General features: G+C 63.3%; 18 protein-coding genes and 4 tRNA genes. 21 read left to right on the plus strand and 1 reads right to left on the minus strand.

What is annotated here, in order from left to right; translation table 11 throughout:
* Positions 1 to 15 precede the first annotated feature (15 nt).
* The gene (locus tag LOY26_RS07425) at positions 16 to 894 is read right to left on the minus strand and encodes a LysR family transcriptional regulator (protein WP_186653856.1); all 879 of its coding nucleotides are present in this window, start codon (positions 892 to 894) and stop codon (positions 16 to 18) included.
* A 130-nt stretch (positions 895 to 1024) separates the two neighbouring features.
* Between LOY26_RS07425 and leuC the strand changes: the two genes are divergently transcribed.
* The 21 genes from leuC to LOY26_RS07530 all read left to right on the plus strand — a co-directional run bounded on the left by leuC (position 1025) and on the right by LOY26_RS07530 (position 21096).
* Entirely contained in the window at positions 1025 to 2458 is a 1434-nt protein-coding gene (gene leuC / locus LOY26_RS07430; RefSeq protein WP_033700545.1) for a 3-isopropylmalate dehydratase large subunit, read from the plus strand.
* A complete protein-coding gene (gene leuD / locus LOY26_RS07435; RefSeq protein WP_186653858.1) occupies positions 2455 to 3099 on the plus strand; it encodes a 3-isopropylmalate dehydratase small subunit in 645 nt (214 codons plus the stop codon). The genes leuC and leuD overlap by 4 nt, the downstream gene beginning before the upstream one ends.
* Before the next feature lie 93 nt (positions 3100 to 3192).
* The gene (locus LOY26_RS07440) at positions 3193 to 3957 is read left to right on the plus strand and encodes a class I SAM-dependent methyltransferase (RefSeq protein ID WP_047583559.1); all 765 of its coding nucleotides are present in this window, start codon (positions 3193 to 3195) and stop codon (positions 3955 to 3957) included.
* A gap of 54 nt (positions 3958 to 4011) precedes the next feature.
* On the plus strand, positions 4012 to 5094 hold the full coding sequence (gene leuB, locus LOY26_RS07445; protein ID WP_033700541.1) for a 3-isopropylmalate dehydrogenase: 1083 nt from the start codon (positions 4012 to 4014) through the stop codon (positions 5092 to 5094).
* 63 nt (positions 5095 to 5157) lie between these two features.
* Positions 5158 to 6270: an aspartate-semialdehyde dehydrogenase gene (asd, locus tag LOY26_RS07450; RefSeq protein WP_186653863.1), complete on the plus strand. Its 1113-nt coding sequence runs from the start codon at positions 5158 to 5160 to the stop codon at positions 6268 to 6270.
* Between the two features lie 151 nt (positions 6271 to 6421).
* Entirely contained in the window at positions 6422 to 7426 is a 1005-nt protein-coding gene (locus LOY26_RS07455; protein WP_258714538.1) for an aspartate-semialdehyde dehydrogenase, read from the plus strand.
* Positions 7427 to 7496: 70 nt separating this feature from the next.
* On the plus strand, positions 7497 to 10262 hold the full coding sequence (locus LOY26_RS07460; RefSeq protein WP_186653868.1) for a FimV/HubP family polar landmark protein: 2766 nt from the start codon (positions 7497 to 7499) through the stop codon (positions 10260 to 10262).
* Positions 10263 to 10390: 128 nt separating this feature from the next.
* Positions 10391 to 11248 (plus strand): tRNA pseudouridine(38-40) synthase TruA, encoded by an 858-nt coding sequence (gene truA, locus LOY26_RS07465; protein WP_258714539.1) that lies wholly within the window; start codon positions 10391 to 10393, stop codon positions 11246 to 11248.
* A 60-nt stretch (positions 11249 to 11308) separates the two neighbouring features.
* Complete coding sequence (locus LOY26_RS07470; RefSeq protein ID WP_186653871.1) at positions 11309 to 11929, plus strand: phosphoribosylanthranilate isomerase; 621 nt, start codon at positions 11309 to 11311, stop codon at positions 11927 to 11929.
* Positions 11930 to 12147: 218 nt separating this feature from the next.
* Positions 12148 to 13041 (plus strand): acetyl-CoA carboxylase, carboxyltransferase subunit beta, encoded by an 894-nt coding sequence (gene accD, locus LOY26_RS07475; RefSeq protein ID WP_033700534.1) that lies wholly within the window; start codon positions 12148 to 12150, stop codon positions 13039 to 13041.
* The gene (gene folC, locus LOY26_RS07480) at positions 13041 to 14327 is read left to right on the plus strand and encodes a bifunctional tetrahydrofolate synthase/dihydrofolate synthase (RefSeq protein ID WP_258714540.1); all 1287 of its coding nucleotides are present in this window, start codon (positions 13041 to 13043) and stop codon (positions 14325 to 14327) included. Before accD ends, folC begins: the two co-directional genes overlap by 1 nt.
* Positions 14328 to 14331: 4 nt before the next feature.
* Positions 14332 to 14997: an SPOR domain-containing protein gene (locus tag LOY26_RS07485; RefSeq protein WP_258714541.1), complete on the plus strand. Its 666-nt coding sequence runs from the start codon at positions 14332 to 14334 to the stop codon at positions 14995 to 14997.
* Between the two features lie 121 nt (positions 14998 to 15118).
* Complete coding sequence (locus tag LOY26_RS07490) at positions 15119 to 15676, plus strand: CvpA family protein (RefSeq protein WP_033700530.1); 558 nt, start codon at positions 15119 to 15121, stop codon at positions 15674 to 15676.
* Positions 15677 to 15718: 42 nt separating this feature from the next.
* Positions 15719 to 17224, plus strand: a complete 1506-nt coding sequence (purF, locus tag LOY26_RS07495; RefSeq protein ID WP_033700529.1) for an amidophosphoribosyltransferase — start codon at positions 15719 to 15721, stop codon at positions 17222 to 17224.
* 15 nt (positions 17225 to 17239) lie between these two features.
* Complete coding sequence (locus LOY26_RS07500) at positions 17240 to 18451, plus strand: O-succinylhomoserine sulfhydrylase (RefSeq protein ID WP_033700528.1); 1212 nt, start codon at positions 17240 to 17242, stop codon at positions 18449 to 18451.
* Positions 18448 to 19221 carry an SDR family oxidoreductase gene (locus tag LOY26_RS07505; RefSeq protein ID WP_033700527.1) on the plus strand — a complete coding sequence of 258 codons (774 nt, stop codon included), beginning with the start codon at positions 18448 to 18450 and terminating at the stop codon, positions 19219 to 19221. The genes LOY26_RS07500 and LOY26_RS07505 overlap by 4 nt, the downstream gene beginning before the upstream one ends.
* Positions 19222 to 19482: 261 nt before the next feature.
* Positions 19483 to 19558: transfer RNA gene (locus LOY26_RS07510), tRNA-Val, on the plus strand.
* An 80-nt stretch (positions 19559 to 19638) separates the two neighbouring features.
* Positions 19639 to 19715 (plus strand) — tRNA-Asp (locus LOY26_RS07515).
* A gap of 101 nt (positions 19716 to 19816) precedes the next feature.
* A tRNA-Asp gene (locus LOY26_RS07520) sits at positions 19817 to 19893 on the plus strand.
* 141 nt (positions 19894 to 20034) lie between these two features.
* Positions 20035 to 20111, plus strand: a tRNA-Asp gene (locus tag LOY26_RS07525).
* 187 nt (positions 20112 to 20298) lie between these two features.
* A complete protein-coding gene (locus tag LOY26_RS07530) occupies positions 20299 to 21096 on the plus strand; it encodes a DUF2242 domain-containing protein (RefSeq protein WP_047583557.1) in 798 nt (265 codons plus the stop codon).
* Positions 21097 to 21222 lie beyond the last annotated feature (126 nt).

The raw sequence follows: 21222 nt of genomic DNA on the forward strand, positions 1-21222 counted from the left end.
CGAACTGACGACCGGTCAGGCGGACCCTGCGTGACTGTCGAGCAGGGCCATGAAGGCCCTCGCCGCATTCGATAGCGTTCGCTCCGTGTGCAGTATGTAGCCTAGCTGGCGCGACAGCTGTATGCCGGGTAAAGCGATAGGTGCAACCTGATCGTCGAGCATGGTGCGGGGCAGCACGCTCCAGGCCAGGCCAATGGAAACCATCATCTTGATGGTTTCCAGGTAGTTGGTGCTCATGGCGATGTTCGGCGTCAGCCCCTGGCTTTCGAACAGGCGCTGGACGATGTGGTGGGTAAAGGTGTTCCCGCCCGGGAACACCGCCGGGTGGCGGGCGACATCGGCCAGGCTGACCGCGTGGTTGCTGGCCAGTGGGTGCTCCGGTGCCGCCACGAAGTCCAGGGCGTCGTTCCAGACCGGGATCGCCTTGATCAGGTGGTGGGGCTCGGGTGCCAGGGTGATCACGGCAATTTCAGCGCGGCCATGGAGAATCTCGTCGTAGGCCGCTTCTGAATCCAGGAACTGAATATCCAGTGCCACCGAGGGGTGCTGCCGGGTAAAGGCCCTTAGAAGCGGAGGCAAGCGGTGCAAGCCGATATGGTGGCTGGTGGCCAGGGTCAGTCTACCGCTCACCTGTCCCGTCAAATTGGTCAGTGCGCGTCGAGTATCATCGAGCACATTGAGTATTTGATAGGCCCGTGGCAGCAACGCCCGGCCGGCTTCGGTCAGGGTCACTTCACGCCCCAGCCGGTCGAACAGGCGCACGTCCAATTGCTGCTCAAGGCCGGCGATGCGTTTGCTGATGGCAGGCTGGGTCAGGTGCAGGCGTTCGCCGGCCCCGGAGAAGCTGCCGGTTTCGGCAATGGCGATAAAAGCACTGAGGTTGGCCAGGTCCATCTCTCTGATTCCTGATGGTTATGCAAAGCATGAAAATTATGAATTTGAGTTATTCAATCTATCGCCATAGCATCGTCCGTACAAGCCAAGGGGTCTTTGGCATAGAAAGACGCTGATGAGGAACAGTCTGATGGCTGGCAAAACGCTCTACGACAAACTCTGGGAAGCCCATGAGGTCAAGCGCCGTGATGACGGCTCGTCCTTGATCTACATCGACCGACACATCATCCACGAAGTGACGTCGCCCCAGGCCTTCGAAGGCCTGCGCCTGGCGAACCGCAAGCCATGGCGCATCGACACCAACATCGCCACGCCCGACCACAACGTGCCGACCACGCCAGAGCGCAAGGGCGGTATCGAGGCCATCGTCGACCAGGTGTCGCGCCTGCAGGTGCAGACCCTCGACGAAAACTGTGACGAGTACGGTATCGTCGAATTCAAGATGAACGACGAGCGCCAGGGCATCGTCCACGTCATCAGCCCGGAGCAGGGCGCTACCTTGCCGGGCATGACCGTGGTCTGCGGCGACTCGCACACCTCCACCCACGGTGCATTTGGCGCCTTGGCCCACGGCATCGGCACCTCGGAGGTCGAGCACGTGCTCGCTACCCAGTGCCTGGTCGCCAAGAAGATGAAGAACATGCTGGTGCGCGTCGAAGGCCAATTGCCTGCCGGTGTCACCGCCAAGGACATCGTCCTCGCCATTATCGGCAAGATCGGCACCGCGGGTGGCAACGGCCACGCCATGGAATTTGCCGGCAGCGCTATCCGTGGTTTGTCCATGGAAGGCCGCATGACCATCTGCAACATGTCGATCGAGGCTGGTGCCCGTGTCGGCTTGGTGGCGACCGATGCCACCACCGTTGCCTATGTTGAAGGTCGCCCCTACGCGCCGAAGGGCGAGCAGTGGGAGCAAGCGGTAGCGTCTTGGCAAGACCTGGTTTCCGATGACGACGCGGTGTTCGACACCGTGGTCGAGCTGGACGCCGCGCAGATCAAGCCGCAGGTCAGCTGGGGCACTTCGCCCGAGATGGTGCTGGCGGTTGACCAGCGCGTGCCGGACCCGGCCGCCGAGGCCGACCTGGTCAAACGTGGCTCGATCGAGCGTGCCTTGAAGTACATGGGCCTGACCGCCAACCAGGCGATCACCGATATCCAGCTCGACCGCGTATTCATCGGCTCCTGCACCAACTCGCGGATCGAAGACCTGCGCGCCGCAGCCGAAATTGCCAAGGGCCGCAAGGTCGCTGCCACCGTCAAGCAGGCCATTGTCGTTCCGGGCTCGGGCTTGGTTAAAGCGCAGGCCGAGCGTGAAGGCCTCGACAAGATCTTCCTCGAAGCCGGTTTCGAGTGGCGTGAACCGGGTTGCTCGATGTGCCTGGCGATGAACCCGGACCGCCTGGAAAGTGGCGAGCACTGCGCCTCGACGTCCAACCGCAACTTCGAAGGCCGTCAGGGTGCCGGTGGCCGTACCCACCTGGTCAGCCCGGCCATGGCTGCCGCCGCCGCGGTGACGGGCCACTTCATCGATGTACGCGAGTTGATCCAAGGGAGCGCAGCATGAAAGCCTTTACCCAGCACACCGGCCTTGTCGCGCCATTGGACCGTGCCAACGTCGACACCGACCAGATCATTCCCAAGCAGTTTCTCAAGTCGATCAAGCGCACTGGCTTCGGCCCCAACCTGTTCGACGAGTGGCGTTACCTGGATGTGGGCCAGCCCTACCAGGACAACAGCAAGCGCCCGCTGAACCAGGAGTTCGTGCTCAACCACGCACGCTATCAGGGTGCCAGCGTGTTGTTGGCGCGGGAGAACTTCGGTTGCGGCTCCAGCCGCGAGCACGCGCCCTGGGCGTTGGATGAATACGGCTTTCGCAGTGTCATCGCACCGAGCTTTGCCGACATCTTCTTCAACAACAGCTTCAAGAACGGTCTGTTGCCGATCATCTTGAGCGATGAGGAAGTCGACGAGCTGTTCAAGCAGGTGGAAGCCAACCCTGGCTATCAGTTGACCGTCGACCTGCAAGCCCAGGCCGTGACCCGTCCTGATGGCAAGGTGCTGCACTTCGAGATCGATGCCTTCCGCAAGCACTGCCTGCTCAACGGCCTCGACGACATCGGCTTGACCTTGCAGGACAGCGATTCGATCAAAGCCTTCGAAGGCAAGCACCGCGCCAGCCAGCCCTGGCTGTTCCGGGATGCCTGATTGACCGGCTCCCACATTGGCAACGCTGCCGATGTGGGAGCGGGTTCGCCGGCGAAGCCTGCATAGGCAACACAACACCAAAAGGATTGCCCCATGACCAGTACCACCCACACCGATGTGGTCCAACGCCAGTTCGGCGAACAGGCCAGCGCCTACCTCAGCAGCGCGGTACATGCCCAGGGCACTGAATTCGCCCTGCTGCAAGCCGAGCTGGCAGGCCATGCCGAGGCGCGTGTACTGGACTTGGGCTGTGGTGCCGGTCATGTCAGTTTCCACGTCGCGCCTCTGGTGGCGGAAGTGGTCGCCTACGACCTGTCGCAGTCGATGCTCGACGTGGTCGCCAGTGCCGCTGCCGAGCGTGGCCTGGGCAATATCACCACCGAATGCGGTGCCGCCGAGCGCCTGCCGTTCGCCGACGCCTCGTTCGACTTCGTCTTCAGCCGCTACTCGGCGCACCACTGGAGCGACCTGGGCCTGGCCCTGCGCGAAGTGCGCCGCGTGCTGAAGCCGGGTGGGGTGGCGGCGTTCATCGATGTGCTGTCACCCGGCAGCCCGTTGCTCGACACCTACCTGCAAACGGTCGAAGTGCTGCGCGACACCAGCCACGTGCGCGATTATTCTGCCGCCGAGTGGCAGCGCCAGGTCAGCGAAGCCGGCCTGCACGCCCGTAGCCACACGCGTCAGCGCCTGCGCCTGGAGTGGAGCTCGTGGGTAGAGCGCATGCGCACGCCCGAGCCGCTGCGTGTGGCCATACGCCAATTGCAGCAAGCCATGGGTGAAGAAGTGCGGCAGTATTATCAGATTGAAGCCGACGGCTCGTTCAGCACCGATGTCATCGTGTTGTGGGCCGAGCGCTGAGTTTATTTCGCTGCGGCCGAGCTGGCCGCAGCGCTTGAATGGATAGAGGAAAGCATGAGCAAGCAGATTCTGATTCTCCCAGGTGATGGCATCGGCCCGGAAATCATGGCCGAGGCGGTCAAGGTGCTGGAGCTGGCCAACGACAAGTTCCAGTTGGGCCTGAGTCTGGCGCACGACGTGATCGGTGGCGCGGCCATCGACAAGCATGGCGTGCCGCTGGCTGACGAGACCCTGGAGCGTGCGCGCCAGGCCGATGCCGTGCTGCTGGGCGCCGTGGGCGGCCCGAAATGGGACAAGATCGAGCGTGACATCCGCCCTGAGCGTGGCTTGCTGAAAATTCGCTCGCAACTGGGCCTGTTCGCCAACCTGCGCCCGGCCATCCTCTACCCGCAACTGGCCGATGCTTCCTCGCTCAAGCCAGAAATCGTCTCGGGCCTGGATATCCTCATCGTCCGCGAGCTGACCGGTGGCATCTATTTCGGCGCGCCACGTGGTCAGCGTGAACTCGAAGGTGGCGAGCGCCAGGCCTACGACACACTGCCCTACAGCGAAAGCGAAGTGCGCCGCATTGCCCGCGTCGGTTTCGACATGGCCCGTGTGCGCGGCAAGAAGCTGTGTTCGGTGGACAAGGCCAACGTCCTGGCTTCGAGCCAGCTGTGGCGCGAAGTGGTCGAAGACGTGGCCAAGGACTACCCGGATGTCGAACTGAGCCACATGTACGTCGACAACGCTGCCATGCAGTTGGTCCGCGCGCCCAAGCAGTTCGACGTGGTAGTGACCGACAACATGTTCGGTGACATTCTGTCGGATGAAGCTTCCATGCTGACGGGTTCCATCGGCATGCTGCCTTCGGCGTCGCTGGATGCCGACAACAAAGGCATGTACGAGCCGTGCCACGGCTCGGCGCCAGACATCGCCGGCCAGGGCATCGCCAATCCGCTGGCGACCATCCTGTCGGTGTCGATGATGCTGCGTTACAGCTTCAACCAGCAGGCTGCAGCAGAGGCCATCGAGCAGGCCGTCAGCCTGGTGTTGGACCAAGGTTTGCGCACCGGTGACATCTGGTCGGCCGGCTGCGACAAAGTAGGCACGCAGGAAATGGGCGACGCAGTAGTCGCAGCGCTGCGGAATCTGTAATCTCTCTGGCCCGCCACCGTTTTTGGTCGGTGGCGGCCCACTTTTAGCAAAGGTGTAGTTGCGATGAAACGTGTAGGTCTGATCGGTTGGCGCGGTATGGTCGGTTCCGTGCTCATGCAGCGGATGCTGGAGGAGCAGGATTTCGACCTTATCGAGCCGGTGTTCTTCACCACCTCCAATGTCGGTGGCCAAGGCCCGAACGTGGGCAAGGATACAGCTCCGCTCAAGGACGCGTATTCGATTGAAGAACTCAAGACCCTCGACGTGATCCTGACTTGCCAGGGCGGCGACTACACCAACGAGGTCTTCCCCAAGCTGCGTGAAGCTGGCTGGCAGGGTTACTGGATCGATGCCGCCTCGTCCCTGCGCATGCAGGATGACGCGGTCATCATCCTCGACCCGGTCAACCGCAAGGTCATCGACCAGCAGCTCGATGCCGGCACCAAGAACTACATTGGCGGCAACTGCACGGTCAGCCTGATGCTGATGGGCCTGGGCGGCCTGTTCGAGGCCGGCCTGGTCGAGTGGATGAGCGCCATGACCTACCAGGCAGCTTCCGGTGCCGGCGCGCAGAACATGCGTGAGCTGATCAAGCAGATGGGCGCCACCCACGCGGCCGTGGCCGATGACCTGGCCAACCCGGCCAGCGCCATTCTGGACATCGACCGCAAGGTTGCCGAGACCATGCGCGGTGAAGCGTTCCCCACCGAGAACTTCGGTGTGCCGCTGGCCGGCAGCCTGATTCCGTGGATCGACAAGGAGCTGCCGAACGGGCAGAGCCGTGAAGAGTGGAAGGCCCAGGCCGAAACCAACAAGATCCTCGGTCGTTTCAAGAACCCGATCCCGGTCGACGGTATCTGCGTGCGCATCGGCGCCATGCGATGCCACAGCCAGGCGCTGACCATCAAGCTGAACAAGGACGTGCCGCTGGCCGACATCGAAGGCATGATCAGCCAGCACAACCCATGGGTGAAGCTGGTGCCGAACCAGCGAGAGATCAGCATGCAAGAGCTGACCCCGACCAAGGTCACCGGTACCTTGAACATTCCGGTGGGTCGCCTGCGCAAGCTGAACATGGGCTCGCAGTACCTGGGTGCGTTCACCGTGGGTGACCAGCTGCTGTGGGGCGCCGCCGAACCGCTGCGCCGCATGCTGCGGATTCTGCTGGAGCGTTGATCGCTCTGGTTTGACCGAAAACCCGCGCTGGCGACAGCGCGGGTTTTTTTATGGTGGGTTACGCCTGGTAGCAAACGAATGGCTGTGTTGGCCTCGTCGGGGCAATGCGAGTAAAGTGCCGCTCCCCGTTTCGCCTGAGGCAGCCCGTAGCATGAACCCTTCTCTCGATATCGCCGTCGTCGGCGCCACCGGCAGCGTCGGTGAAACCCTGGTACAGATTCTCGAAGAACTGGCGTTCCCGGTCGCCACCTTGCACCTGCTGGCCAGCATGGAGTCCGCAGGCAGCAGCGTGATGTTCGCCGGCAAAAAGCTCAAAGTCCGCGAAGTGGACAGCTTCGATTTCGCCCAGGTCAATCTGGCCTTCTTCGCCGCAGGCGCGGCGGTCAGCCGCAGCTTCGCCAGCAAGGCCCTGCAGGCAGGCTGCACGGTCATCGACCTGTCCGCCGGCCTGGACGATGCCCTTGCCGTGGTGCCTGAAGCCAATGCCGAACGCCTTGCCGGCTTGACGCTGCCTGCACGCATTGCCAGCCCTAGCAGCGCAGCCGTTGCCCTGGCCGTTGCGCTGGCACCGCTCAAAGGCTTGCTGGACATCGAACGGGTTCAGGTGATGGCCGCGCTGGCGGTGTCCGCGCAGGGGCGCGAAGCGGTCAGCGAACTGGCCCGGCAGACCGCCGAGCTGCTCAACGCCCGCCCCCTGGAGCCGCGCTTCTTCGACCGCCAGATGGCGTTCAACCTGCTGGCCCAGGTCGGCGCCGCCGACGAACAGGGCCACACCGCGCTGGAGCGGCGCCTGGTCAGCGAATTGCGCGTGCTGCTCGGGCAGCCTGAACTGAAGATTTCGGTGAACTGCGTTCAAGTCCCGGTGTTTTTCGGCGATAGCTTCAGTGTGGCTGTGCAGAGCCGTCGCCCGGTCGACCTGGCTGCGGTCAACCAGGCCCTGGAGTCTGCCGACAGCGTCGAGTTGGTGGAACGCGACGATTATCCGACCCCGGTTGGTGACGCAGTGGGCCAAGACGTGGTCTATGTTGGTCGTGTACGCCATGGTGTCGATGAAGACCAGCAGCTCAACCTCTGGCTGACCACCGACAACCTGCGCAAGGGCGCGGCGCTCAATGCTGTGCAGGTGGCACAATTGTTGATTAAAGACAGGCTGTAAAAGATACTGCGAGCACTTTTGTCCTGCTCTGCATGCAGGTTTCGGGACGATTCATACAAGGGAAGAGGTCATGCTTCGAATTCGCAAACTGGTTCTGGCCATGGCGGCTGCCTCGGCGCTGTCGTCGGGTATGGCCAATGCCCTGGGCCTGGGGGAGCTGACTCTCAAGTCGGCACAGAATCAGCCGCTGGACGCCGAGATCGAATTGCTCGATGTGCGCGACCTCACTGCCGCCGAGGTGGCGCCAAGCCTGGCGCCGCCGGAAGAGTTCAGCAAGGCGGGGGTGGCCTTTCCGACTTACCTCGAAGACCTGACGTTCACACCGGTGATCAACCCCAACGGCAGGAGCGTGCTGCGCGTCACTTCCAGCCAGCCGCTGCCGGGCTCGGTGGTCAAGTTCCTGGTCCAGGTGATGTGGCCGCAAGGGCGACTGCTGCGCGACTACAGCGTCCTGCTCGACCAGGCCAAGGCGCAGGGCAAGCAACCGGCGGCGGCCAATGTGGCGCCGGCGGTGACGGGTGCGAGCAACTACACCACCCAGCGCCGCGACACCTTGTGGCAGATTGCCGCGCGCAACAGCCAGGGCGGTTCGATACAGCAGACCATGATCGCGATCCAGGCGCTGAACCCGGACGCCTTCATTGGCAACAACATCAACCAGTTGAAGGTTGGCCAGGTACTGCGCCTGCCCGATCAGCAACAGGTGCAGAACATCCCTCAGGGCGAAGCGGTTCGCGACGTGGCCGAGCAGTATGCGGCCTGGCGTGAGGGCCGGCGCCTGGGGCCGCGTGCCCGCCAGCTCGACGCCACCCGCCGTGGTGCTGCCGACGCGGCGCCGGAGCGCATTGCCCAAGGTGACAACCTGCGCCTGGTCAGCCCCGGCAACCAGGCTGGCGCAGGGCAGGCCAAGGCGCTCAATGACAAGCTGGCCGTGGCCCAGGAAAGCCTCGACACCAGCCGCCGTGACAACGACGAGCTCAAGAGCCGCATGGCAGACTTGCAGAGCCAACTGGACAAGCTGCAGCGTCTGATCGAGTTGAAGAACAACCAACTGGCCCGCCTTGAAGCCCAGGGCGCAGCCGGCACGGCCCCGGTCGCCGCCGCGCTGCCAGGCGAGCCAGCACCCACGAAACCGGCGGCAAATGCCCAGCCAGTGGTCAAGCCTGCGCCGGCCGCTGTCGACACCGCGCCGAAAAACGTGCCTGCCGCCAATGCTGCGCCGGCTGCCCAGCCGCGCGGCGCCTTCGACGATGTGCTCGGCAACCCCTTGATGCTGTGGCTGATTGCAGGGTCTGCGTTCCTCGTGCTGCTGCTTCTGCTGGTGCTTTTGATGCGCAAGCGCAAGGCTCAGGAAGAGGCAGAGAAACACCTGCGCATGGCGCGGGCGTTGGCTGAGGAAGAGCAGGGTGCGGGGCTGGACATGGCCTCCGACAGCTTTGAAGGCCTGGATGTTACGGCACCGAGCGTCACGCTGTCGCCAGCCGTGGTCGCGGCCTCCGCCGCAGCTGCCGCCGCCGCGGAAAAACCTGCGGCCCCGGTCACCGAGCCTGTGCTTGAGCCCGACGCCACTGCCGCGCTGCTGGCCGAGGTCGAGCAGAGCGTTGAAAGCGGCCGTCTGAATCATGCCGCCGAGCTGCTCGAAACCGCCCTCGCCGCAGAGCCCGGCCGTGATGAGCTGCGCCTGAAGCTGATGGAAGTGTATGCCCGCCAGGGTGATCACAGTGCGTTCGTCGAGCAGGAGCGTGTGCTGCCGGCCACCGAACAGAACGTGGCTCAGGTTCAGGAAATCAAAGGCCGCTTCCCAGCCATGCTGGGTGTGGCCGCCGCCGGTCTGGGCGCGGCAGCGCTGGCTGCTGAAATGGATGAGCAGTACGTGCAGGGCCTGCTGCAGGACCCGCCTGAGGCACCGGTGGTTGAAGACGTTGTTTCCGAGGGCATGGCAGAGCAAGCGCTTGAGCCTGAGCCAGAAGACGAACCAGCGGTACTGGAGCAGCCCGATTCGGTCGCTGAGGCAGCGCTGGATGACATCGTCGAGCCTGAAACCGAGGCCTTTAGCGAAATGCCTTCGCTTGAGGAATCGGACCTGGACAGCGCCTTCGATCTGAGCCTTGACGAAGACCTGCCCGAGGAAGATCCACTGGCAGCGCCGCTGTTGGACGAGCCGGTACTGGACGAGACTGTACTGGATGAATCGGTGCCGGATGAGCCCGTACTGGACGAGGTGCAGGTAGAGCAACAGCCGGCCGTCGTGGATGCCGAGCTGCAAGCCGAAGCCGAAGCCGATGCTGATTTCGAAGCGATGCTGGCGCAGGCCGAGCCGCAGCCGGTTGCGGACCTGGACGACTTCGACCTTGATGTCAGCGAGCCGGTTGCCCCGGCTGTCGCCGATGAAACCCCGGTGGATGTCGCCGCCGAACTGGCCGCCTTCGACAGCGTGCCGGAGTTCGAGCCGATCTCCGAGCTCGACCTGCCGTCCGATTTCGACCTGTCGCTGTCGCTGGACGACGATTCGCCGGCCGCGAAAAGCTTTGCTTCGGAGCTGGACGACGTCAACGCAGAGCTGGACAAGCTGTCGCAGAACCTCGAGTCGCCTTCGCTGGAGCCGCACTTCACCACTGAGGATGCAGTGGCGCAGCCGGAGCCCGAGCCGCTGGATGACCTGGACTTCGACTTCTTCTCTGGCAGTGACGAAGTGGCCACCAAGCTCGACCTGGCGCGTGCCTACATCGACATGGGCGACCACCAGGGGGCGCGTGACATCCTTGATGAAGTGGTCAAGGATGGCGACGGGACCCAGCGTCAGGAAGCCGAGGAGCTGTTGTCCCGGTTGGTCTGATTCTACTGCTGAAGCGTTGTCGCCGGCGTGTCGGCGACAGGGCCATGACAGGCGTTACCCCCAACGGCAGCCCAACAGGGCTGCCGTTGTCGTTATAATCCCGCCATTGCGTATTCACCACAGGTTTCATGCTCTTGGACATCATCGACACCGCCGCCGAATCCGCGGCCGAAGGCTACTCCCGTATCGCCCTGGGCGTGGAATACAAGGGCTCGCGCTATCGCGGCTGGCAGCGCCAGGCCAGTGGTGTGCCCAGCGTCCAGCAAGCCCTCGAGCAGGCCTTGTCGAAAGTGGCGAACGAGCCTATCTCGGTGATCTGTGCCGGGCGCACCGACGCCGGGGTACACGGCTGCGGGCAGATCGTGCATTTCGATACGCGCGCCATCCGCGACGAACGCGCCTGGACCCTGGGTACCAATTTCAACCTGCCCCACGACATCAGTGTGGTCTGGTCGCGCCCGATGCCGTCAGACTTCCACGCCCGGTTCAAGGCCACGGCGCGGCGTTACCGCTACGTCATCTACAACGACCCGATCCGCCCGGCACACCTGGCCGAGGAGGTGACCTGGAACCACCGCCCGCTGGATGTCGAACGCATGGCCGAAGCCGCCGCGTTCCTGCTGGGCACCCACGACTTCAGCGCCTTCCGCGCCAGCCAGTGCCAGGCCAAGTCGCCGATCAAGCACATCCATCACCTGCGCGTTTCCCGCCATGGCCAGATGATCGTGCTGGACGTGCGTGCCACGGCGTTCCTGCACCACATGGTGCGTAACATCGCCGGTGTCTTGATGACCATTGGCGCGGGCGAGCGGCCAGCCACCTGGGCACGTGAGGTGCTGGAGGGGCGCAATCGCCGTGAAGGCGGGGTGACGGCGCATCCGTACGGCCTGTACCTGGTGCAAGTGGAATACCCCGAAGCCTTCCAATTGCCCAAGCGTTACATCGGCCCACACTTTTTGACCGGCTATGAGGCATTGGCTGACTGACGGACGAAAAGTCATTTGCTAACATCCGGCCTTTCACCGCAATAGCAGGGTTCGCAGTCCATGAGCAACGTTCGCAGCAAGATCTGCGGTATTACCCGCATCGAAGACGCGCTGGCTGCCGCCGAGGCGGGGGCTGATGCCATCGGCTTCGTGTTCTACGCCAAGAGCCCGCGCGCCGTGGACGTGCGCCAGGCGCGTGCGATCATTGCCGAGCTGCCGCCATTCGTGACCACGGTCGGGCTGTTCGTCAACGCCTCGCGCTGCGAGCTGAACGAGATCCTCGAAGTGGTTCCGCTGGACCTGCTACAGTTCCACGGCGACGAAACCCCGCAAGACTGCGAGGGTTACAACCGCCCCTGGATCAAGGCCCTGCGGGTGCGCCCAGGCGATGACCTGGAGGCGGCCTGTCGGCTTTACGCTGGCGCCCGGGGTGTGCTGCTGGACACCTACGTGCCCGGCATACCTGGGGGCACTGGCGAGGCCTTCGACTGGTCGCTGGTGCCGGCCCGCCTGAGCAAGCCGATCATCCTTGCCGGTGGGCTGTCTGCACAGAATGTCGGCCAGGCCATTGCCCAGGTGCGGCCTTATGCGGTGGATGTCAGCGGCGGGGTGGAACAGGCCAAGGGCATCAAGGATGCGGCGAAGATCGAAGCCTTCATGCGCGCGGTGAAACAGGCGTGACAGTGGATGTGACGGTTGGCGGCGCACCATCGTCCATAGCTATCGCAGCCCCAACGGGGCGGCCGTCGGTGCGACGGTCGAACAATACATTAACGGTGGAGCGGCGCGCAGGAAGCCCCGGCGGCCGGTCCATCATCGTTTCATAAAAGATATTGAGCTCAAGGGCAGGGCAGGCCGGTCACGCTGGCCCCCGCCCGCCGATACTGGAGAAAGAAAGCATGAGCAACTGGTTAGTCGACAAACTGATCCCTTCGATCATGCGTTCCGAGGTGAAAAAGAGCTCGGTGCCTGAAGGCCTGTGGCACAAGTGCCCGGCTTGCGAGGCCGTGCTGTATCGTCCGGAGCTGGAAAAGACCCTGGATGTCTGCCCCAAGTGCAACCACCACATGCGCATCGGCGCACGTGCGCGTATCGACATCTTCCTCGACGCCGAAGGCCGTGCCGAACTGGGCGCCGAGCTGGAGCCGGTCGACCGCCTGAAGTTCCGCGATGGCAAGAAGTACAAGGACCGCCTCACCGGTGCGCAGAAGCAGACCGGCGAGAAAGACGCCCTGATCTCCATGAGCGGCACCCTGATGGGCATGCCAATCGTGGTCAGTGCGTTCGAATTCTCCTTCATGGGCGGCTCCATGGGTGCCATCGTCGGTGAGCGTTTCGTGCGCGCCGCCAATTACGCCCTGGAAAACCGCTGCCCGATGGTCTGTTTCTCGGCCTCTGGCGGTGCGCGCATGCAAGAAGCGCTGATCTCGCTGATGCAGATGGCCAAGACCTCGGCCGTGCTGGCGCGCCTGCGTGAAGAAGGCATCCCGTTCATTTCGGTGTTGACCGACCCGGTCTACGGCGGCGTTTCCGCCAGCCTGGCGATGCTCGGCGACGTCATTGTCGGCGAGCCAAAGGCACTGATCGGTTTTGCCGGCCCCCGCGTGATCGAGCAGACCGTGCGCGAGAAGCTGCCAGAAGGCTTCCAGCGCAGCGAGTTCCTGTTGGAGCATGGCGCCATCGACCTGATCATCTCCCGTGGCGAGCTGCGCCCGCGTCTGGCCCGCCTGCTGGCGCAGATGACCGGCCAGCAAACTCCGGAGCAGGCACGTGAGGCGGCTGCGGTCGCGTGATGAAACAAAGATCCCTGGGCGAATGGCTCGCCTACCTCGAACAGTTGCATCCATCGGCCATCGACATGGGCCTGGAACGTTCGCAGAACGTGCTTGCCCGCCTTGCGCTGGGCAAGCTGGCGCCGCGCGTGGTAACCGTCACCGGTACCAATGGCAAAGGCTCCACCTGTGCCTTCGTCGCTGCGATGCTGCGTGCCCAGGGGCTCAAGGTTGGCGTGTACAGCTCGCCGCACCTGTTGCGTTACAACGAGCGGGTGCTCATCGATGGCCAGGAGGCCAGTGATGAGCGCCTGTGCGATGCCTTCGCCGCCGTCGAGGCGGCGCGGGGCGAAATTTCCCTGACCTATTTCGAGATGGGCACCCTGGCGGCGTTCTGGTTGTTCTACCAGTCGAAGCTGGATGCCGTGGTGCTCGAAGTGGGCCTCGGTGGCCGTCTGGACACCGTGAACGTGGTCGATGCCGACCTGGCGCTGGTAACCAGTATCGGCGTCGACCATGTCGACTACCTGGGTGATACCCGTGAGTGCGTCGCCTTCGAGAAGGCCGGTATCTTCCGCGCCGGCAAGCCGGCGCTGTGTGGCGACCTCGACCCGCCGCAGCCCTTGCTGGACAAGGCACAGGAGCTGGCAGCGCCGTTGTACTTGCGTGGCCGTGATTTCGACCTGGCAAGCAGCGACGCTGCCTGGCACTGGCGCGGGACCTCGGCCGAAGGTGGCCGGGTAGAGCTGCGCGATCTGCCATTGCTCGACCTGCCCATGGAAAACGCCACCTTGGCCCTGCAGGCCTATTTGTTGATGGGCCTGCCATGGGATGCCGGGCAAATCCGCCAGGCATTGCTCGATACCCGCATCACCGGGCGCCTCGATCGCCGCCAACTGAACTGGCAGGGCACGCCGGTGGAGTTGCTGCTGGATGTGGGGCATAACCCGCATGCCGCCGCCTACCTGGCGCGGCGCCTGGCCGCTCGACCGCCCAAGGGGCGCCGCCTGGCGGTGTTCGGCCTGCTCGCTGACAAGGACCTGCAGGGCGTTGTCGAACCCTTGCAGGGGCTGGTCGACGACTGGGCGGTGGCACCACTGGATACACCTCGCAGCCGTCCGGCCGCAGAACTGGCGAATGCCTTGACGAACCTCGGCGCCTCGGTGAAGTCTTATGCCAGCGTCGACGCCGCCCTCGAAGGGCAATGCGCGCAGGCGACGGCGGATGACCAGATCCTGCTGTTCGGTTCGTTTTTCTGTGTCGCCCAGGCCCTGGAGTGGTTGGCGCGGCAGGCCCCGGAGGGTTGAGTAGATGGCAGTGCTGGATAAAGGGATGAAACAGCGCATGGTCGGTGCGTTGGTGCTGGTGGCGCTGGCGGTGATCTTCCTGCCGATGCTGTTCACCCGCGAGGACGAGATGCGCCAGGTACGGGTTGAAGCCCCGCAGGCACCGGCCATGCCGAGCCTGCCCGAGGTGAAGGTGGAGCCGGTCGCCGTGCCGGAACCTCAGGTCATTCCTGAGGAGCCACAGCAGCCCCCGGTAGTGATCGACGAGGCTACTGCGCCAGCGAGCACGCCAAGCCAGCCGATCACGCCGTCGCCACAGACCCAGGCCCAGGCCCAGGCCGCCAAGCCGTCAGTGCCCGCACAGAAGGTGGAAACCAAGCCCGCCGCTGCGCCGGCGCCTGCCGTCGCAGCAGCCAAGCCCGCAACGCCGTCCAAAATCGACGTCAATGGGTTGCCGGTGAGTTGGTCCATCCAGCTGGCCAGCCTGTCCAACCGCGCGGGGGCAGAAAGCCTTCAGCAGACCTTGCGCAGCCAGGGCTACAACGCCTACATCCGCTCTGCAGGCGGTATGAACCGGGTGTATGTCGGGCCGCTGATCGAACGCGCCGAGGCCGAGCGTGTGCGTGATGCAATCAACCGCAAGCACAGCCTCAAAGGCTTCGTGATGCGTTTCCAGCCTGAACGCGGTTGATGGTGCCAGCGCGGTCCGCTCCCACAGGTATCGCGCAGTTGCTGATCGGCCCGACATTCCGCTTACTCCCAGCCCGCTGCTCTGATAAAATGCGCCGCCTCAAACGTCTGTAGGCGGCACCGTGGCATTTACCTGGGTTGATTGGGCGATCATTGCGATCATCGCCGTCTCCACACTGATCAGTCTCAAGCGCGGCTTCGTCAAGGAAGCCTTGTCCTTGCTCATCTGGATCATTGCCGGTGCGGTTGCCTGGATGTTCGGTGGCTCGCTCTCGGTGTATCTTGAAAGCTATATCCAGACACCGTCGATGCGTACCATCGCCGGTTGCGCCATTCTATTTGTCGCCACCCTGCTGGTGGGGGCCATGATCAACTTCCTCATCGGCGAGCTGATCCGCGTGACCGGGCTGTCCGGCACCGATCGTTTCCTCGGCATGGCCTTCGGCGCCGCGCGGGGGGCTTTGCTGGTGGTGGTGGCCATCGGGCTGCTCAGCCTGGGGCCGGTTCAACAAGACACCTGGTGGCAGGAATCACGCCTGATACCACAATTTCTCTTGGTCGCTGACTGGTCGAAAAACCTGATTCTCGGTTTCACCAGCCAGTGGATGTCCAGTGGGGTGATCAGCACACCGGCTGATCTCCCGTTCAAGGAACAGTTGCTCGGGCCCGCAAAGCCCTGAGCGCTATTCACTCAAGTTTCGTCAAAGTAGGGGTTGCGTCGCATGTGTGGCATCGTCGGTATCGTCGGTAAGTCGAACGTCAATCAGGCGCTGTATGACGCGCTTACGGTCCTCCAGCACCGCGGCCAGGACGCTGCCGGTATCGTGACCAGCCATGACGGCCGGTTATTCCTGCGCAAGGATAATGGCTTGGTGCGCGACGTCTTCCAGCAGCGCCACATGCAGCGCCTGGTGGGCCACATGGGCATCGGCCACGTGCGCTACCCGACCGCGGGCAGCTCGACCTCGGCCGAGGCCCAGCCGTTCTACGTCAACTCGCCGTACGGCATTACCCTGGCGCACAACGGCAACCTGACCAACGTCGAGCAGTTGGCCAAGGAGATCTACGAGTCCGACCTGCGCCACGTCAACACCAACTCCGATTCGGAAGTGCTGCTGAACGTGTTCGCCCACGAGCTGGCCGTGCGCGGCAAGCTGCAGCCAACCGAAGAAGACGTGTTCGCTGCGGTTTCTCACGTGCACAGCCGTTGCGTCGGTGGCTACGCGGTGGTGGCGATGGTCACTGGCTACGGTATCGTCGGTTTCCGTGACCCGAACGGTATTCGCCCGGTGGTGTTCGGTCAGCGCCACACCGACGAAGGCGTGGAATACATGATCGCTTCCGAAAGCGTCGCCCTGGACGTGCTCGGCTTTACCCTGATTCGCGACCTGGCGCCGGGCGAAGCGGTGTACATCACCGAAGAAGGCCAGCTGTACACCAAACAGTGCGCGAAGAGCCCGAAACTGCAGCCGTGCATCTTCGAACACGTCTACCTGGCCCGCCCGGACTCGATCATGGACGGCGTCTCGGTGTACAAGGCGCGCCTGCGCATGGGTGAGAAGCTGGCCGAGAAGATCCAGCGCGAACGCCCAGAGCACGACATCGACGTGGTCATCCCGATCCCGGACACCAGCCGCACTGCGGCCCTGGAGCTGGCCAACCACCTGGGCGTCAAATTCCGCGAAGGCTTCGTCAAGAACCGCTACATCGGCCGTACCTTCATCATGCCCGGCCAAGCCGCACGCAAGAAGTCGGTGCGCCAGAAGCTCAATGCCATCGAGCTGGAATTCCGCGGCAAGAACGTGATGCTGGTGGACGACTCGATCGTGCGCGGCACCACCTGCAAGCAGATCATCCAGATGGCCCGCGAAGCGGGCGCCAAAAACGTCTACTTCTGCTCCGCAGCCCCTGCGGTACGCTATCCCAACGTCTACGGCATCGACATGCCGAGCGCTCACGAACTGATCGCCCACAACCGCACCACCGACCAGGTGGCCGAGTTGATCGGCGCCGACTGGCTGATCTATCAGGACCTGCCTGACCTGATCGAATCGGTCGGTGGCGGCAAGATCAAGATCGAGCACTTCGATTGCGCGGTGTTCAACGGTGAGTACGTCACCGGCGACATCGACGCGGCCTACCTCGAGCGTATCGAGCAGGCCCGTAACGATCTGGCCAAGGTGAAGACCCAGGCGGTCAGCGCGATCATCGACCTCTACAACAACTGATTAGGGAGCGACGGCATGACGGATCAATGGGATGCCGGGCGCCTGGACAGTGACCTCGAGGGTGTCGGTTTCGACACCCTGGCGGTGCGCGCCGGGCAACACCGTACACCGGAGGGCGAGCACAGCGAAGCGATGTTCCTGACCTCCAGCTATGTGTTTCGTACGGCCGCCGATGCGGCGGCACGCTTTGCTGGCGAAACGCCGGGTAACGTCTATTCGCGTTACACCAACCCGTCCGTGCGCGCCTTCGAGGAGCGCCTGGCGGCCATGGAAGGCGCCGAACAGGCCGTGGGCACCTCCACCGGCATGGCGGCAATCCTGGCGGTGGTGATGTCGCTGTGCAGCGCGGGCGACCATGTACTGGTATCGCAGAGCGTGTTCGGCTCGACCATCAGCCTGTTCGAGAAGTACTTCAAACGCTTTGGTGTGCAGGTGGACTACGTGCCGCTGGTCGACCTTGGCGGTTGGGAAAAGGCCATCAAGGCCAATACCAAGCTGCTGATCGTCGAGTCGCCGTCCAACCCGTTGGCCGAGCTGGTCGATATCGCCGCCCTCAGCGAAATCGCCCACGCCGGTGGTGCCATGCTGGTGGTGGACAACTGCTTCAGCACCCCGGCGCTGCAGCAGCCGCTCAAGCTTGGCGCTGACATCGTGTTCCACTCGGCGACCAAGTTCATCGACGGCCAGGGCCGTTGCATGGGCGGCGTGGTGGCGGGGCGTAGCGAGCAGATGAAAGAAGTGGTGGGCTTCCTGCGTACCGCAGGCCCGACCCTCAGCCCGTTCAACGCCTGGATCTTCACCAAAGGCCTGGAAACCCTTCGTTTGCGCATGCGTGCGCACTGCGAGAGCGCCCAGGTACTGGCCGAATGGCTGGAGCAGCAGGACGGCATCGAGAAGGTGCATTACGCCGGCCTGCCAAGCCACCCGCAGCACGCGCTGGCCAAGCGCCAGATGAGCGGCTTTGGCGCCGTGGTGAGCTTTGAGGTGAAGGGTGGCAAAGAGGGCGCCTGGCGCTTTATCGACGCCACGCGGATGATCTCTATCACCACCAACCTGGGCGACAGCAAGACCACCATCGCCCACCCGGCCACCACCTCCCATGGCCGTCTGTCGCCGCAGGAGCGTGAAGCGGCGGGTATCCGCGACAGCCTGATCCGCGTTGCCGTGGGCCTGGAAGATGTCGCTGACCTGCAGGCTGACCTTGCACGCGGGCTGGCGGCACTGTGATTGAAATCAGAGGCGGTGCACCGGGCCATAACGGTCGGGTAGCCCTGGTGACCGGTGCCGCTCGCGGTATCGGCTTGGGGATTGCCGCCTGGTTGATCTGTGAAGGCTGGCAGGTGGTGCTAAGCGACCTGGACCGCCCGCGTGGGGCCAAGGTAGCCAAGGCGTTGGGTGACAATGCCTGGTTCATCACCATGGACGTTGCCGACGAGGCGCAGGTCAGTGCCGGGGTGTCCGAGGTACTGGGGCAGTTCGGGCGGCTGGACGCGCTGGTGTGCAATGCAGCGATCGCCAACCCGCATAACCAGACGCTGGAAAGCCTGAGCCTGGCGCAATGGAACCGGGTGCTGGCGGTCAACCTCAATGGCCCGATGCTGCTGGCCAAGCATTGTGCGCCGTACCTGCGTGCGCACAATGGGGCGATCGTCAACCTGACCTCGACCCGTGCGCGGCAATCCGAGCCTGACACCGAGGCCTACGCGGCGAGCAAGGGCGGCCTGGTGGCTTTGACCCATGCCTTGGCCATGAGCCTGGGCCCGGAGATCCGCGTGAATGCGGTGAGCCCGGGCTGGATCGATGCGCGTGACCCTTCCCAGCGCCGTGCCGAGCCGTTGACCGAAGCCGACCATGCCCAGCACCCGACGGGCAGGGTAGGGACGGTGGAAGACGTTGCGGCGATGGTGGCCTGGCTGCTGTCGCGCCAAGCGGCGTTCGTCACCGGCCAGGAGTTTGTGGTCGATGGCGGCATGACCCGCAAGATGATCTACACCTGAGCTGTAACACTATGAGTTGTAAAGGAAAGGGGCCGAGAAGGCCCCTTTTTTGTTTTTTCGGCGGCGCCTATGCCAGTGGTGTAGCGATGGCAGCAGGCTTGCCCTTGAACACGCCAACAGGAACAACCCAAATGGCACAGGGTGTGGAAACCGCTTTTTTGCCTTTTTTGAAAAAAAATTCAATGGGGGTATTGACTTAGCATCGGTACCTGCGTAAATTTCGCGGCCTCAGCGAAGCAAACGCAACAAGCAACATCGCGGGGGTGATTAGCTCAGCCGGGAGAGCATCTGCCTTACAAGCAGAGGGTCGGCGGTTCGATCCCGTCATCACCCACCACTTCCTGAGCGTTCCTGACGCAAGACGCTTCGAAAGAAGCCGATCGCCAGAGAGGAACAAGGCCTGATAAGCCATTATGCGCAGCGGTAGTTCAGTCGGTTAGAATACCGGCCTGTCACGCCGGGGGTCGCGGGTTCGAGTCCCGTCCGCTGCGCCACTTTTTAGTAACAGATGGGTGCCTTGCACCGGTCTGAGACCGAAAGGCAAATATGCCTGAGGTCGATCCCAGTTTCAATCGGGCGCAAGCCTGAATGATACGCAGCGGTAGTTCAGTCGGTTAGAATACCGGCCTGTCACGCCGGGGGTCGCGGGTTCGAGTCCCGTCCGCTGCGCCATCTTCGTTTCGAGGCCCCTTGAACGCCTCGAAGCAACAAAAAGAGCGATCAACGTGTCGCTTTTTTTGTGCCTGATAAAACTGTGCCTCTGGCCAGTAAGCAGGCAAAGCAGGTTTCACCGGGCGCAAGCCCAAGCGATACGCAGCGGTAGTTCAGTCGGTTAGAATACCGGCCTGTCACGCCGGGGGTCGCGGGTTCGAGTCCCGTCCGCTGCGCCATCTTCGCCTCGAGGCCCTGAACACCTCGAAGCAACGTGAAAAGCGACCTTAGGGTCGCTTTTTTCGTTTTCACGGCCTGCTTGGCCACCTTTACACGAAGCTGACAGACTCTTCACGGATGAACGGTTTCAGTGTCTGTGCGCGCTGATGCACAATAGGCACCTTCTCGACTTACCCGGAATTCGCAATGACCAGATCATCCGTCTTTGGTGCGCTCGGGCTGGCCCTGGTGCTGGCGGGCGTGACCGGTTGTTCCTCGAAAAAAACGGCCATCTACGAGCACGAGAACTTCGACGACTCGGGGACGTTCTCGCGCAGCTTTCCGGTGACCGATGCCGGCTCCTGCGAGGCCGCTCGCCGTGCCTTGCTCAGCCAGGGCTATATCATCACCAGCAGCGGTGCCAACCAGGTTACCGGCAACAAGAGCTTCCAGCAGAACAGCGAAAACCACCTGCAGATCAGTTTCAACGTCACCTGCGCGCCAGACGTGAGCGACGAACAGCGTTCGACCATGTTCGCCAACGCCCTGCAGGATCGCTACAGCCTGAAGAAGTCCAATACCTCCGCCAGCCTGGGTGTGGGCGTGCTGGGTTCGGTGTCGATGCCGATCGGTTCGAGTGACGACTCGATGGTCAAGGTGGCCAGCGAGACGGTGACTGCGGCGCAGTTCTACGACCGGTATTTCGCACTGGTGGAGAGCTATCTGCCCAAGCCCAAGAAGGTCAGCAAGGCCAAGGTCGAGCCTGAGGCGCCTGCGCCGAAGGTAGAAAAGCCCGCAGTTGACCTGGGGCTGCCAGAGCAGGCGGCTGCCGCCCCAGCAGCGGTTCCCGCAGCCGCCCCAGCGCCTGCCGCCGTTGCCCCGGCCGCCGAGGTGCCAGCGGCGCCTGTGGTCAATGACAGCCAGGGCTCGCAACCTGTAGCACCGCCGGCAGAGCCGGCACCGATCCAGGCGCAACCTGCTGAAGCCCCGCCGGCCACCCTCTGAGCCTCTTTGCGCCTGCGGCTACGCGCGGGCACAGCACACATTCCCTGTTACAGACGGGCGCCGATAGCGCGTTCGATACCTGCTACGTTTACTTCTCATGAGCTTGTCATCATTCCTTCACCCAAC

The sequence above is a fragment of the Pseudomonas sp. B21-047 genome (assembly GCF_024748775.1).
GTDB lineage: Bacteria > Pseudomonadota > Gammaproteobacteria > Pseudomonadales > Pseudomonadaceae > Aquipseudomonas > Aquipseudomonas capeferrum.

Coding starts and splice junctions, on each gene's coding strand:
- LOY26_RS07455 (WP_258714538.1), top strand. CDS start 6,422: ATGAACCCTTCTCTCGATATCGCCGTCGTCGGCGCCACCGGCAGCGTC.
- leuD (WP_186653858.1), top strand. CDS start 2,455: ATGAAAGCCTTTACCCAGCACACCGGCCTTGTCGCGCCATTGGACCGT.
- asd (WP_186653863.1), top strand. CDS start 5,158: ATGAAACGTGTAGGTCTGATCGGTTGGCGCGGTATGGTCGGTTCCGTG.
- LOY26_RS07470 (WP_186653871.1), top strand. CDS start 11,309: ATGAGCAACGTTCGCAGCAAGATCTGCGGTATTACCCGCATCGAAGAC.
- LOY26_RS07500 (WP_033700528.1), top strand. CDS start 17,240: ATGACGGATCAATGGGATGCCGGGCGCCTGGACAGTGACCTCGAGGGT.
- leuC (WP_033700545.1), top strand. CDS start 1,025: ATGGCTGGCAAAACGCTCTACGACAAACTCTGGGAAGCCCATGAGGTC.
- accD (WP_033700534.1), top strand. CDS start 12,148: ATGAGCAACTGGTTAGTCGACAAACTGATCCCTTCGATCATGCGTTCC.
- purF (WP_033700529.1), top strand. CDS start 15,719: ATGTGTGGCATCGTCGGTATCGTCGGTAAGTCGAACGTCAATCAGGCG.
- LOY26_RS07485 (WP_258714541.1), top strand. CDS start 14,332: ATGGCAGTGCTGGATAAAGGGATGAAACAGCGCATGGTCGGTGCGTTG.
- LOY26_RS07460 (WP_186653868.1), top strand. CDS start 7,497: ATGCTTCGAATTCGCAAACTGGTTCTGGCCATGGCGGCTGCCTCGGCG.
- leuB (WP_033700541.1), top strand. CDS start 4,012: ATGAGCAAGCAGATTCTGATTCTCCCAGGTGATGGCATCGGCCCGGAA.
- LOY26_RS07425 (WP_186653856.1), bottom strand. CDS start 894: ATGGACCTGGCCAACCTCAGTGCTTTTATCGCCATTGCCGAAACCGGC.
- LOY26_RS07530 (WP_047583557.1), top strand. CDS start 20,299: ATGACCAGATCATCCGTCTTTGGTGCGCTCGGGCTGGCCCTGGTGCTG.
- LOY26_RS07440 (WP_047583559.1), top strand. CDS start 3,193: ATGACCAGTACCACCCACACCGATGTGGTCCAACGCCAGTTCGGCGAA.
- truA (WP_258714539.1), top strand. CDS start 10,391: ATGCTCTTGGACATCATCGACACCGCCGCCGAATCCGCGGCCGAAGGC.
- folC (WP_258714540.1), top strand. CDS start 13,041: ATGAAACAAAGATCCCTGGGCGAATGGCTCGCCTACCTCGAACAGTTG.